This is a genomic window from Rhodonellum psychrophilum GCM71 = DSM 17998, assembly GCF_000381545.1.
In the GTDB taxonomy this organism is placed as follows: domain Bacteria; phylum Bacteroidota; class Bacteroidia; order Cytophagales; family Cyclobacteriaceae; genus Rhodonellum; species Rhodonellum psychrophilum.
Genome location: NZ_KB906687.1, coordinates 10,844 through 24,683, shown reverse-complemented (window position 1 = coordinate 24,683; position 13,840 = coordinate 10,844). Strand labels below are relative to the sequence as shown.

Genomic DNA, 13,840 nt, shown 5'->3' with positions numbered 1-13,840 from the left:
TCAAGATTTTGAAACTAAGTATTATTATCCCCGCCTATAAGGTAGCAGATTACATTGAACGCTGCATTCGTTCCATTGAAGCTCAAAATATCCCCACAGATCAATTTGAAATAATTTGTGTGAATGATGGTTCACCGGATAATGTTTCGGAAATTATTGTGGAATTACAAAAGGAGTTTCAAAATATCATTCTGCTAAACCAAGAGAACCAGGGAGTTTCTAGGGCGAGAAATAACGCGATTAAAATTGCCAGAGGGGAATTTATCCTACCCATAGATCCCGATGACTATATCGTTGAAAACTCACTTTCAGATATTTTAGAAATAGTTGACAAGCACACGGCCGACCTGTATTTATTAAAAGTTAAAAAAATCAATGACTTAGGAGAACTTGTTTGGGAGACGGATTACAGTGGACATGAAGGCTTAGTTCATCAAAGTCTGGATGCCCACCATGAAACAAAAGGAGAAAACACGACAAATGCAGATCCCGATAGGTCCTGGGCCATTCTCTATCGAAATGCGTTGATACAGAAATATAAAATTTATTACCCCAATGATGTGCCCTTCCTGGAGGATGCTATTTTTGTAGCGAAATATTTTGCACTTGCCAAAAACTATATGTTGATTGATAATCCCTTTTATATGCGAACTATCAGGATAGGTTCAGCAACAAATTCGGATTTCTTTCTATCCAAAATAGCCAGTGATGGATTTTTAAATGGTCTGGATGATATTTATAGTTTTTTGATAAAGTATAAGGATCAAATCGAGTCAAGTGACAGAGTTCGCTTTTTGAGGCAGATATATGTTCATTTCTGCATACTCCCGCTGATTGCAGCAATAAATGCCAAAGACTTTAAAGGATTAAAAAAACAAATTACTGTACTTGGAGAAAGAACAGAGAGTTTAGCTGTTCGAGATTTACGGTTTCCTTATAATATTTATGGGTGGACATTTTTTAAATCACCCTACATTTTTGTGCTGGCGTATTCAGTAATTACAATCTTTGAATTACTTAAAAGAAAAATCAAATAATTTATGTGCGGTATTTCTGGTATTGTTTCTAACACACCCATTGAAATAGGAGACCTTCTTAAAATGAATACCATTATAAGGTACAGAGGTCCTGATGATGAAGGTTACTTTTTCGCGAATAACCAAAAGCAAACTTTAGTTTTAGGAGGAAGCGACACACCTTCTTCTATTTATGACGCTGCTTTACCCTATGCTCCTAAGGCCAAATTTGATGAGATAGAATCGAAGGAGAGTTACTGTTTGGGTCTTGGACACAGGAGGCTGTCGATTCTTGATCTCTCCACAGATGGACATATGCCCATGTGTGATGACTCCCAGAATTTTTGGATCACTTATAATGGAGAGGTCTACAATTTTATTGAAATAAAAGAGGAACTGCAGGCAAAGGGATACGCTTTCAGATCAGGGACAGACACAGAAGTAATTCTGTCAGCTTATATAGAATGGGGCGAGAATTGCCTCAATAAGTTCGTTGGGATGTTTTCTTTTGCCATCTACCAAAAAGACAAGCAAACTTTATTTTTGGTGAGAGACAGGTATGGCATCAAGCCCTTATACTATTGGGTTTCTCCTAAGGATGTCCTTTATTTTGGGAGTGAAATCAAACAGTTCACGGTATGTGATGGATGGGATGCCAAATTGAATCACCAAAAGGCCCATGATTATATATTTTACGGTTTGACTGACCACACTGAAGAAACCATGTTCAAAGGTGTCTTCCAGCTCAAGCCGGGACATTCCTCCTTGATAGATTTCAGCAACATGAAATTTAAGCAGGGGCAAAAATTGACACAGAAGCATTGGTATAAGCCCTCTTTAACCAGATTTAAAGGCTCTTTTGAAGAAGCAAAAGATAAATTCAAAGACTTGTTTACAAGCTCCATAAAGCTTCATTTGCGGAGTGATGTCCCCGTTGGGTTTACTTTAAGCGGAGGACTCGATTCCTCCTCAATCGTATGTACAGTCGATAAGTTGAATAAGGAAAATATTCTATCCAGCGATTTGCACACCTTTTCTTCGGTGAATGAAAACGAATTGTTCTCTGAAAAAAAATGGATGGATGTGGTTACCTCAAATATAGAGGCCAAGTCTACTTATGTCTATCCTGACGTTTCTACGCTTATCAAAACTTTACCGAAACTGATTTTTCACATGGATGAACCTTATCAATCCCAAAGTGCTTTTTTGGGATACCAAGTGTATCAGGCAGCTGCTAAAAACAACATACTTGTTGTTTTGACAGGTCAGGGCGCGGATGAGTTTCTGAGTGGATATGGACTGTTTAAAAAATTGCGGATTAAAGATTTGGCAAATAACTTCCAATTGACGGAGCTCCAGATTGAGTTTGACAAAAAGGGGATTAAACTCATACCGGATCTCATTGCAGTTTTTTTCAATCAGTTGGTGCATTTACCCCTATTTGGTTTAAGGTATCGACTTGTTTCAAGGAGGGCAAATTTTAAAAAAATCCTTTCTTTGCTAAATTTTAAATTTTTGAAGTTTGAGCCCAAACACCCACTCGACGATTTTGATCAATTTAGGCATGATCATGTGGTGAATTCAAATCATCAGCTTTCCACCAATCCACTTCCAAGATATCTTAGATGGGAGGACAGAAACTCAATGGCCCACTCCATAGAGGCTAGGGTTCCGTTTCTTGATCACCGATTGGTTGAGTTTTGCCAGTCTTTGCCTTTGGAATACCTGGACGGGAAAGACAAATCCAAGATGTTACTCTCTGAATCTATGGAAGGGATATTGCCAAAATCCATCCAGGACAGAAGGGATAAAAAAGGTTTTATTACACCTGAAGAGGATTGGGTCAAAAGCAAAAACCCACAGGAATTCAGAAATCTTCTTGAGAAAAGCATCTCTGATTCCAATGGGATCATTAGAAGGGATGAAGCACTTGCCTATTTTGATGATTTGGTAAATGGAAGCATCCCCTTTGATTTTACGTATTGGAGACTGATATTATTTGGTTTTTGGATGAAGCGGTTTGACGTAAAACCATAATGAACTTTACGCATGATCACAACAATAAAGAAGCGCTTTTATATTTAAATTTTAAATCCTGATGAGCGCAATGAATAAAAAGAAAATACTGATTGTAACTTATGGTTTTTATCCTGAAATATCTCCTAGATCGTTCAGAGCAACTGAATTGGCAAAGGAATTTGTCAGACAAGGACATGAAGTTACGGTTGTTGCTCCTGCTAAAGTAGGGCTGGAAAAATTTTTATCGGAATACGCCGTTGATTTTATCGATATAGGAGAAGTAACTTGGAAAGTCCCTGTCCTTCGGTCGAATTCATCCATAGCCCAGCTGTTTAATCGGGTGATGGTTAGGCTATCCAGTTTGTGGTTTGAATACCCCTTGATTCAATTGAAAGGAAAAGTGTCCAAAGCCTTGAAGAAATTGAAGGGATTTGATTTGTTGATATCTGTTGCTGTTCCTTATCCCATTCATTGGGGCGTGTCCTCTGTTTGGAATAAAAAGGGTGATGGCAATCCTGCGAAAACTTGGGTTGCAGATTGCGGGGATCCTTATATGGGTCAGGAAAATGACACTTTCTCTCCACCTTTTTACTTTGCCTGGCTGGAAAAGTCTTTCTGCAGAAAGGCGGATTACCTTTCTTTGCCGACAGAGAACTCCTATATAGGATACTATCCTGAATTCCACAATAAAATTGTGGTGATCCCGCAGGGGTTCAAATTTGAAGAATACAGAATAAATGAAACAAAAAGAAATGAAAATAAATTGATTTTTGGATATGGCGGGATGTTCATCCCAGGCCGTAGGGATCCAAGAGAGTTTTTGGAGTTTTTGGTAAGTTTGGAGAATGAGTTTGATTTTGAATTCCATGTGTATACCAGCTCCCCCCAATATGTTGAATCCTTTGCCCAAAGATCAAAAAGGATAAAATTGTTTCCGGTGATAGATAGGCTTGAATTGATGGATAGATTTTCAACCATGGATTTTCTAGTCAATTTCACCAATGTTGGAAAAGCACAAACTCCCAGTAAGTTGATTGATTACGCCATTTTGGGTAAACCGATTATAAACATTGAAACAGGAAATCTCAATAATGAATTGGTGCTGGAGTTCTTGACAAAGAATTACTCAAATTCGATTGTTATCCCAAATCCTGAACAATATCGGATAGAAAATGTATGTTCGCAGTTCCTAAGTTTGACGGATTAAACCATGCGGGAGACAAAACCGATATATCACTTCTTATTATGGCTGGTTTGGCCTGTTATGACACTTTATTTAGGGATAAAGTACATCAGAACACCTTTGGCCTTTCCATTGCTTTCCCTGTTTTGCCTGTTTTTTGGACTCACCTTTGTCATCAATTATGAAAGTAATGCTGATTCTGTCCGATATGCACAGGAATTTATTTCCTTGAATGAGAAAAATACCTCCCTCGCAAGTGCGGGAGAGTACTTGTTTGAAGGAGAGGAGGGGAAAGTAGATCTTTATCAGCCCTTGATCACCTTATTTCTTTCTTATTTTACAAACAATCCCAACATTCTTTTTGCTGTATTTGGGCTGATATTCGGGATATTTCATGTCAAAAACATCTTGATGGTTGTCAATGAAATCCCCGTTAAAATAGGATTTATTTTAACGCTGCTCTTATTGACCTATATTCTCATCAATCCGATATGGAGCATTAATGGAGTGAGAATGTGGACCGCAGCCCAAGTCTTCATTTTTGGATTTCTGACATTTTATCTGAAAGGGGAAAGAATAAAAGGGGCTATTTGGTGTGCACTGTCCATCTTTATTCATTTCTCTTTTCTATTTCCAATCACGCTGTTTTTTATTTATCTGTTCATTCCACGCCGAATGACCGCTCTATTTGCTTTTTTTATCATCTCCTTTTTCGTCTCGCAATTGAATCTGGATTTGGTGAAACAATATATGTCTGTATTGCCTGGGTTGTTTCAGGAAAAAATAATGGTTTATACACAAGAGGCAGTGGTAGAGCGGTTTATGGAAGAGGGTGAAAGTCCAATCCCACTCAGCTGGCATGTGATATTGGCAAATAACCTTTTGAGATATTTTATCGCTGCAATATTGATTTTCATGTATGTGAGGTACATCTACTTCAGAGATCAAATTTCTCCAAAAATCCTTACATTTCTGGGACTGTCTCTTTTTTTTAGTGCATTTGCCAATCTATCGGCACTTATTCCTTCAGGGTCCAGATTTCTTATCATTGGAGATTCGATAGCCATGGTGACATTTATATTTTATGCCGCTACTTATACAGAAGATAAATGGATGAATTATGCCTTGAAAGTCATTTCACCGGCCTTGCTTTTTGTCATCATTTTTAAGTTCAGGGTTGGCTTTGATTTTATTGGCCTATCAACCGTTTTCGGCAATCCAATATTAGCTCTGATTTTTGATGATAATCTCCCAATAATTGAATTTGTAAAATCAATCCTGTAATGAGTCTTTCAAATATTCTAAGAAATGCATCAAACCTTATTGGTTGGAGTGCACCCAAAAAAATCGTTGTAATTGAAAGTGACGATTGGGGCGCAATAAGAATGTCCTCAAAGGATGCGCTAGCCGAAATGGCTAAAAAAGGAGTGGTTCCATCAAGCGCTGATGAAGCAAGATACCTTTCCAATGACGGGTTGGCCTCCGAGGATGACTTGGCTTACCTTTTTGAAGTGCTGACTTCACATAAAGATGTGTCGGGCAGTCACTGCAAATTTACAGCGGTTGGGTTGACGGCAAATCCGGATTTTGAAAAGATAAAAGCCGATAACTTCCAGAACTATCATTATGAATTGCTTCCTGAAACTCTCCGCAGGTATCCGCATCATGCGAATTCATTTGCACTTTGGAAAGAAGGGATCCGTGAAAACATTTTCGTTCCTCAGTTTCACGGAAGAGAACATTTGAACGTGTCAAATTGGATGAAAGCATTGCAGGCGGGTGAAGAAGATACAAGAATAGCATTTGAGCATGGGGTATACGGCATCACCCCTAGAAAACCAATCAATCACGTTAGTTATCAGGCTGCTTTTGATGTTTTTGAGCCAAGTGATATAGCATCTCAAAAGGATGTAATCCAAGACGGACTCGTTCAATTTGAAACGTTGTTTGGATACAAGGCAAGTTTTTTTGTCCCGACCAACGGACCTTTTAACAATAGCTTGGAAAAAGACTTAGCCGACAATGGAATCAAATATATAGGTGCTTCCAAAATTCAGCATGAGCCGGTAGGATATGGGAAAACCAGAAGGGTGTTCCACTATATTGGTCAAAAAAACAAATACAAGCAAAGATACCTCACCCGAAACTGTTTTTTTGAACCCTCATCAGATTTGCAATCCGATTGGGTGGATTCCTGTCTGTCAGAAATTTCCATTGCATTCAAATGGAATAAGCCTGCGGTAATCAGTTCCCATAGGGTAAATTATATCGGTTGGCTGAATCCAGCGAACAGGAGTCATGGCCTGAAAGAACTCAACAGATTGCTCACATCTATCAAACAGCAATGGCCCGATGTAACTTTCATGACCACTGAGGAAATGGGGAATTTGGTAGCGGGAAAGCAGAAACAGAACCATTAAAATGCTCAACAATCCAACACAACTTAAATCCTATATTGGGGGAATAAAAACCAATTTGAGGGGTGCCAATATCAATCAAAAACTCATTGTATTTGAATCAGATGACTGGGGAGCTATTCGGACACCTTCAAGAGACGCCTTGGAGCACCTGGAAAAAAAAGGATTTGATATCAAAGGAAGTCTTTATAAAGTGGATGCTTTAGCGAGTAAAGAAGATCTGGAGGACTTGTTTTCATTGCTTATGAAATTTAAAGGTTCTGACGGAAAGCCGGCCAAAATCACGGCCAATGCAATCATGGCAAACCCTGATTTTGACAAAATAAAAGCCTCCGATTACAGGGAATACCATTTTGAGCCTTTTTATGAGACTTTTAAAAAATACCCAAAGCACGCAAATAATCTGGATGTCTGGAAAGAAGGATTAAAAGAAGGTGTTTTTTTCCCGCAGTTTCATGGCAGAGAACATCTCCATGTGAACAGATGGCTAACGTCTTTGCAAAAAGACAATTCAAAGTTGAAAGAGGCATTTGAATGGGGGACTACTTTTTCGGGAAACGAAGATTATAGCTTCATGGAAGCATATGACTGGGATGAAGTCAGTGAAGTCAGCCAACACAATGAAATCATCAGTGAAGGTTTGACCATGTTTAAAAACACATTCGGATTTCATTCCAAATCATTTATTGCTCCTTGCTACAATTGGGATTCGGGAATAGAGGAAACCTTGGGTCAGAATGGGGTGTCCTGTATTCAGGGACTTCCCAATCAATATGCTCCCACCGGGAAATTCGGCAATTACAAACTGATTCCGCATCCATTTGGCTCGCGAAACCGATTTGGCCAATTCTATAACGTGAGGAATTGTATATTTGAACCCGCGACCAATCCAAATATAGATTGGACAGATAAAGTTCTGGGTAGGATCCAAGCCGCTTTTAATCTTAAAAAGCCAGCAGTGATCTGTACCCACAGAATTAATTTTGTAGGATTTATAGATCCCAAAAATAAAGATATTGGTTTGAAGCAACTCGAAAGACTGCTATCACAAATAAGTAAAAAGTGGCCGGAAGCTAAATTTGTTTCTACCGATGAATTGGAAAATTATTTGAGATAGATATGGTTTCAATAGGATTTACAGGAGATTTTTGCCCTTGGGAAAGGATGGAAGAGTCATTTCTAAAGGGGGATTGGGATGAAAACATGAAATCAGTCAGACCCTTCTTTCTTGAAAATGACCTCAACATAATTGATTTGGAATGCCCTTTGACTACAGTTGGAAATGGCATACCCAAAACAGGACCACATATCAAGTCACTTCCACAAACAACGGAAATACTGGATTGGCTCAATTGCAAGCTGGTCGCCACAGCCAACAATCACTTCAGGGACTATGGACCGCAGGGCATCAAAGACACATACCGCGCCTTGAATGATGCGGGTATTTCTTGGTTTGGAAGCGGTTTGAATGCTGCTGAAGCAGCGAAAATTCATCGGGTGCAAATCCAAAATCTTGAATTTGCATTTCTGAACATGACCGAGCATGAATGGTCAACCACTGAAGGACCCGAACCTGGTTGCAATCCGCTCGATCCGATCAAAGCTTTTGGGTCTATCCAGAAATTAAAAAAGGAAGTTGATTTTGTTGTGGTGGTTTTACATGGAGGCCATGAACACTATGAATTGCCCAGCCCAAGAATGAAGGAGACCTACCGCTTTATGATAGATGCGGGAGCAGATGCCGTGGTAGCACACCATACCCACATTATTTCGGGACATGAGGTTTATCAGGGAAAACCAATTTTTTATAGTCTTGGCAATTTTTGTTTCGATTGGAAAGGCCTAAGAAACGGAACCTGGAACAAAGGAATGATTCTCAAACTTAAATTTGAAAAAGGGAAAAATCCCGAATTTGAATATAAGTTCATCAAGCAAAATGATGAGAATGCAGGAGTCTATCTTTTAGATGCGGAATCAAGCAAACCGTTGGAAGACAACATTTTGAAATTGAACAGTATAATAGCGGATGACGACCAGCTCCAAAATGCTTTTGACACCTATTCAAAACAACTTGAGTCCATCATGCTGACAAGAATACAACCTTATAAAAACAAGGTTTTGACGGCATTGAACCGAAGAAATATATTGCCCGATATCATGGGAAAAGGGAAGCAAAGACTTTTGAAAAATCTGATTCAATGTGAATCCCATAGGGAAGTTTTGTTAAATGCATTAAACAGGAAACTCAGCTAAGCATGTGTGGATTTTCAGGTTATTATAATCTCAACAGCTCCTTTGTACCTGATAACAGTACGATAAGGGAGATGATCAGCCTTCAACACCACCGTGGTCCTGATGATTCGGGAATAGTGGGTATTGATCTTGCCAAACAAACAGTTGAACCCATCCAACATTCGAAAGAAGCCCCTTTTCTCAACCCTGTTGATTTGATATTCGGATTTAACAGGTTAAGTATTCTTGATTTGTCCCCAAATGGGCATCAGCCAATGGTCAGTCCTACAGCTGATGTCGTGATGATGATGAATGGGGAAATCTACAATGCCTTTGATTACAAAGATGAGCTCATTGAAAAAGGGTATATCTTCAAAAGTCAAACGGATACAGAAGTTGCACTGCACCTGTATTGTGAATACGGGTTGGAGGGTATGCTCCAAAGATTGAATGGGATGTTTGCCTTTGCAGTAGCAGATCTCAAAAAGAAGGTTTTATTCCTTGCTCGAGACAGATTTGGCATAAAGCCTTTGTACATCCTCCAAGAGAAGGACAGGATTGCCTTTTCTTCAGAAATGAAAAGCTTTAAAGCCTTACCGGATTTTAAATTTGAACTGGATCAAAAGCAGTTGAGTGAGTTTTTGCTTTTCAGAAACCTTGTCAATAAAACCTTGTTCAAAAAAATCCACAATTTGGAACCGGGCTCTTACGCGGAGGTCTCTGCTTCCAAGGGGCTGGTCCTCAAAAAATACTATGATATTCGAAATGAAGGAAACACCTCCATTTCCGGTCCAACCGCATTTGAAAAACTCGATGCATCATTGGAGGCCAGTGTTAAAAGGCAGATGATCAGTGATGTGAAATTAGGCTGTCAGCTATCGGGTGGAGTGGATTCTTCCCTGGTGACACATTATGCAAGTAAAAGCTTGGACAAAGGCAACCTTGAAACTGTTTCGGTCATCTTTGAAGATCAGAAATTCACCGAAAAAAAATTCATCGATATTGTAGCAAAAAAATTGAAGCTTCAATCCCATCAGTTTGAACTCAAGGCAGACTATTATTTTGAGGTGATGGATAAGGCTACCTGGCATTTCGAACAACCCATCAATCATCCCAATACCATCGGGATCTACCTGCTGAGTGAGCAGGCAAAAAAGCACGTAACGGTTTTATTGAGTGGGGAGGGAGCTGATGAAGCCTTATCAGGCTATTCCAGATTTGTGACCGCAAAACAATCCGCCTATTTGAGCCGAAATTTTCTCTCAGAACTCAAAAAGAACAAGAAAGATTTAAAGTCCTTTGTTTCCTATTATTCCAATCCTGAAAATAGGATGATCCTAGGCGCTGCTTTTGGGACTTTCAGCAATGCCGCAAGAATATTTCCGAACTTTGATTGGAAGGTTGCACTTCAACAAAGGAAGAAGATTTTGGAAACGATAACCAGGGCTGATGCAAAAAGACATCGCAAATATGAACTGCTTACCTATCTTCCAGATCTTTTGATGCGGCAGGATAAGATGTCTATGGCACATAGCATTGAAAACAGAGTCCCTTTTTTGGATAATGAAATGGTCACCACCTCTCTGAATATCGATGAAAATGAATTAGTCAAAGAATATAAAGGGAAATTAGAGGCCAAAAAACTCCTCAAGGATATCTGCTCAGAAAAATTCGATGAAGAATTTGCCTACAGGGATAAAATGGGCTTTGGGATTCCGTTGAAAGAGTTTTTTGGCAGTGAAGCGTTTAAAGAGAGATGGGAAAATGATTTGTTGCCGGGAATCGTAAAAAGAGGATTGTTTAACTCAGCGTATACGGATTCACTTTTCAGAAATTTAAAAAACAGTTCACCAGCAGACTTGGATACCATTTGGTTAATGACAGGGTTTGAGATCTGGGCAAAACAATATTTAGACTAAATGATAGCAATACACAACAATTTGAGGGACCACCTTTTTCATTTCAGATGGAAAGCCTATTGTGATGAATTTGATATTCCTTATAAACTTGTGGATTGTTATGCCTCCAATATCATTGAAGAACTGAAAGGCTGTAAGGCTTTGTTTTTTCACTTCAATCAGGCAAGCCCAAGGGACAATGTGATGGCCAAATCTCTGATTTTCAGTTTGGATCAAGCAGGGATACCGATTTTTCCAGATTTCAAGACTGCATGGCATTTTGATGACAAAGTGGGGCAAAAATATCTTCTTGAAGCACTAGATGCACCATTGGTACCCACTTGGGTTTTTTATGATAAAAATTCAGCGAATCAATGGATTGTGAATACGACCTTTCCTAAGGTCTTCAAGTTGAGGGGTGGTGCAGGATCTCAAAACGTGCAGCTCGTGCGCACTGCGGCCGAAGCCAAGAAAATGGTGAACAAAGCCTTTTCTTCAGGATTTGCAGCCTATGATTCAGTAGGCAGTTTAAAGGAACGGTTTAGGAAATGGAGAAGTGGCAAAGTTCCTGCGAGTGAAGTTGGGAAAGGCTTGGTTAGGCTGGTTCAGCCTCCCAGATATGCCAAAGTCATGGGCAATGAAATGGACTATGTTTATTTCCAGGAATTTATTCCCGAGAATGATGCGGATATCCGGGTTGTTGTCGTGGGAGACAAAGCATTTGCCATCAAAAGAATGAACAGAGAAAATGACTTTAGGGCCTCCGGAAGTGGGTTTATTGTTTATGATGAGAAACAAATCCCGCTGAACTGTGTGCAAATATCTTTTGAAGTCCAGCAAAAACTCCAAGCGCAATGCATCGCCTACGATTACGTCATGGATCAAAATCAAAACCCACTTTTGGTGGAAATCAGTTTTGGATTTGCCAATCAGGGATATGATGCCTGTACAGGGTACTGGGACCAAGAACTGAATTGGCATCCCGGAAAATTCAATCCTTATGGATGGATGGTGGACATGATGATTCAAAAAGGTACGAAAGCATGAACCATATTTGTTTTGTCATCCATTCTCTACAACCTGGAGGAATGGAGAGGGTTTTTTCTGTATTGTTAAATGATTTTGTTAAAAGGGAAGGTGTAAAAGTGGACTTGATCCTTTATGGGATCAAAAGAGATGTTTTTTATAACATAGACCCCTCTATTCAGATTCATCTTCCGGACTTTCCTTTTGACCCTGAAAGAAGAGGGATTTCTACGGTGAAGACGGTGTTTTTTTTGAGAAAAAAAATAAAAGCATTAAACCCGGAGGCTGTACTTTCTTTTGGAGTGCTTTGGAACAATTTAGTCTTGCTGGCAACCAAAGGATTGGGGATTCCAGTATTTGTTTCAGATAGAAGTCAGCCCGATAAGCCTTTGAGTCCTTTGCAGGAGAAACTCAGAAAATATTTATATCCCGGGGCTTACGGAATTATTGCCCAGACGCAAAAAGCAAAAGAGGTTTACCAAAAAATTTACAGACACAACAACATGACGGTGATCGGCAATCCAATTGTACAGGAGATGCCGATTGATGAAAAAAGGAAGGAAATTTTGATGGTGGCAAGGTTGATACAATCAAAACATCAAAATGAATTAATAGAAATTTTCGCAAGTTTGCCAAAAAATGACTGGGAACTTACCTTGGTAGGGGATGATCACCTCAAGCAGAACAATAAGTTGGCATGGAAAAAGCTTGCAGAGGATCTAGGTGTTGGTAATAGGGTGAATTTCGAAGGAATGCAAAAGGACGTTGAAAAGTATTACGGGAGGGCTTCCATATTTGCCTTTAGCTCCTCCTCAGAAGGCTTTCCAAATGTCATCGGTGAAGCAATGGCAGCAAAATTGCCTGTAATAGCATACGATTGTGTCGCGGGCCCTTCAGATCTAATTGAGAATGGGGTTAACGGATACCTTATTCCACTGCATGACAAAATATTGTTTGCCGAAAAGTTGCTTTTGCTGATGGAAAATGAGGAATTGAGAAATAAAATGGGCGAGGATGCCAAAATATCAATCAAATCATTTTCCTCCAAGGAAATCTGCAATGCCTATTTCGATTTTATGAGTAGTGTAAAGACTAATATTCAAGAAGTAAATAAGTTATAAATGAAAAAAATAAAAGTAGTAGTGACAGGTGGAGCCGGATTTATTGGTTCTGCGGTGGTCCCCCGACTTCAAAAAGGCGGCTATGAGGTACATGTGATCGACAACCTGAGTTTTGGCAGCAGATCTTTTATTGATGTAGAAGACAATTGCTTTCACCTGATGGATATCAGGGACAAAGATCTTATTTCCAAAACCCTTACAGAAATCAACCCTGACATCCTTGTCCACCTGGCTGCGATTCATTTTATACCCTATTGCAATCAGCATCCCTTCGAAGCTTCAGAAATCAATATCAGAGGAACAGAAAATTTACTGGCAGCAGCAAAAAATTGCAGCAACTTGAAGAAAGTTTTTTTTGCATCTACAGCGGCAGTATACCCCATTTCTGATTTGGCGGTGTCAGAGAGCCACACGCTCCTCCCACTTGATATTTATGGACTCACCAAATTGACAGGAGAATGGCTTTGTGAGAAATTCAATGCAGAAACAGGCAAGGATACCATTGTATGCAGGTTTTTCAACGCATTTGGACCCAACGAGACAAATCCTCATTTGATACCGGAAATTGAAAATCAGCTCAGAGAAGGGAAAAGAGTATTGAGCTTGGGTAACCTTACGCCAAAACGCGATTTCATTCATACACACGACATGGCAGAGGCAGTTTGGGCACTCCTACAGTTAGAAAATATAGGTGTCGAAACTTTCAACCTAGGCCGCAGCATTGAATATTCAGTGACTGAAGTTGTAGAAGCTTTTTCTAAAATTCTGGAGGAAGAAGTGAAAATCGATGTTGATCCTACACGTGTGAGAAAGGTGGAGAGAATGCATTTGCTTGCTGACGTTTCCAAACTCAAGAAATTTACCGGATGGGAACCAAAACACACTTTGGAAGAAGGAATCAAAGATTTGATCAATAATTGGAAATAGA

At 39.5% G+C, this 13,840-nt stretch carries 11 protein-coding genes; all 11 read left to right on the top strand.

All coding sequences use genetic code 11. The annotated features are described in order from the left end of the window. The first annotated feature begins 8 nt into the window (after positions 1 to 8). The 11 genes from F824_RS26955 to F824_RS0118550 all read left to right on the top strand — a co-directional run bounded on the left by F824_RS26955 (position 9) and on the right by F824_RS0118550 (position 13,839). A complete protein-coding gene (locus F824_RS26955; protein WP_019599443.1) occupies positions 9 to 1,037 on the top strand; it encodes a glycosyltransferase family 2 protein in 1,029 nt (342 codons plus the stop codon). Between the two features lie 3 nt (positions 1,038 to 1,040). Then, positions 1,041 to 3,053: an asparagine synthase (glutamine-hydrolyzing) gene (gene asnB, locus F824_RS0118595; RefSeq protein WP_019599442.1), complete on the top strand. Its 2,013-nt coding sequence runs from the start codon at positions 1,041 to 1,043 to the stop codon at positions 3,051 to 3,053. A 70-nt stretch (positions 3,054 to 3,123) separates the two neighbouring features. After that, entirely contained in the window at positions 3,124 to 4,242 is a 1,119-nt protein-coding gene (locus F824_RS0118590) for a glycosyltransferase family protein (RefSeq protein ID WP_019599441.1), read from the top strand. 57 nt (positions 4,243 to 4,299) lie between these two features. Further along, complete coding sequence (locus F824_RS0118585; RefSeq protein WP_019599440.1) at positions 4,300 to 5,502, top strand: EpsG family protein; 1,203 nt, start codon at positions 4,300 to 4,302, stop codon at positions 5,500 to 5,502. Beyond that, complete coding sequence (locus F824_RS0118580; RefSeq protein ID WP_019599439.1) at positions 5,502 to 6,638, top strand: hypothetical protein; 1,137 nt, start codon at positions 5,502 to 5,504, stop codon at positions 6,636 to 6,638. The genes F824_RS0118585 and F824_RS0118580 overlap by 1 nt, the downstream gene beginning before the upstream one ends. A 1-nt stretch (position 6,639) precedes the next feature. Continuing rightward, a complete protein-coding gene (locus F824_RS26205; protein ID WP_019599438.1) occupies positions 6,640 to 7,752 on the top strand; it encodes a hypothetical protein in 1,113 nt (370 codons plus the stop codon). 2 nt (positions 7,753 to 7,754) lie between these two features. After that, positions 7,755 to 8,888, top strand: coding sequence for a CapA family protein (locus F824_RS0118570; RefSeq protein ID WP_019599437.1), 1,134 nt, complete (start codon positions 7,755 to 7,757; stop codon positions 8,886 to 8,888). 2 nt (positions 8,889 to 8,890) lie between these two features. Then, entirely contained in the window at positions 8,891 to 10,786 is a 1,896-nt protein-coding gene (asnB, locus tag F824_RS0118565) for an asparagine synthase (glutamine-hydrolyzing) (RefSeq protein WP_019599436.1), read from the top strand. Continuing rightward, entirely contained in the window at positions 10,787 to 11,812 is a 1,026-nt protein-coding gene (locus tag F824_RS0118560; RefSeq protein ID WP_019599435.1) for an ATP-grasp domain-containing protein, read from the top strand. It begins immediately after the preceding gene. Further along, complete coding sequence (locus tag F824_RS26200; protein ID WP_161629730.1) at positions 11,809 to 12,912, top strand: glycosyltransferase; 1,104 nt, start codon at positions 11,809 to 11,811, stop codon at positions 12,910 to 12,912. Before F824_RS0118560 ends, F824_RS26200 begins: the two co-directional genes overlap by 4 nt. After that, positions 12,913 to 13,839 carry an NAD-dependent epimerase/dehydratase family protein gene (locus F824_RS0118550; RefSeq protein WP_019599433.1) on the top strand — a complete coding sequence of 309 codons (927 nt, stop codon included), beginning with the start codon at positions 12,913 to 12,915 and terminating at the stop codon, positions 13,837 to 13,839. The last annotated feature ends 1 nt before the right edge of the window (position 13,840 follow it).

Coding starts and splice junctions, on each gene's coding strand:
- F824_RS0118590 (WP_019599441.1), top strand. CDS start 3,124: ATGAATAAAAAGAAAATACTGATTGTAACTTATGGTTTTTATCCTGAA.
- F824_RS0118580 (WP_019599439.1), top strand. CDS start 5,502: ATGAGTCTTTCAAATATTCTAAGAAATGCATCAAACCTTATTGGTTGG.
- F824_RS0118550 (WP_019599433.1), top strand. CDS start 12,913: ATGAAAAAAATAAAAGTAGTAGTGACAGGTGGAGCCGGATTTATTGGT.
- F824_RS0118585 (WP_019599440.1), top strand. CDS start 4,300: ATGACACTTTATTTAGGGATAAAGTACATCAGAACACCTTTGGCCTTT.
- F824_RS0118560 (WP_019599435.1), top strand. CDS start 10,787: ATGATAGCAATACACAACAATTTGAGGGACCACCTTTTTCATTTCAGA.
- F824_RS26200 (WP_161629730.1), top strand. CDS start 11,809: ATGAACCATATTTGTTTTGTCATCCATTCTCTACAACCTGGAGGAATG.
- asnB (WP_019599436.1), top strand. CDS start 8,891: ATGTGTGGATTTTCAGGTTATTATAATCTCAACAGCTCCTTTGTACCT.
- F824_RS26205 (WP_019599438.1), top strand. CDS start 6,640: ATGCTCAACAATCCAACACAACTTAAATCCTATATTGGGGGAATAAAA.
- F824_RS0118570 (WP_019599437.1), top strand. CDS start 7,755: ATGGTTTCAATAGGATTTACAGGAGATTTTTGCCCTTGGGAAAGGATG.
- asnB (WP_019599442.1), top strand. CDS start 1,041: ATGTGCGGTATTTCTGGTATTGTTTCTAACACACCCATTGAAATAGGA.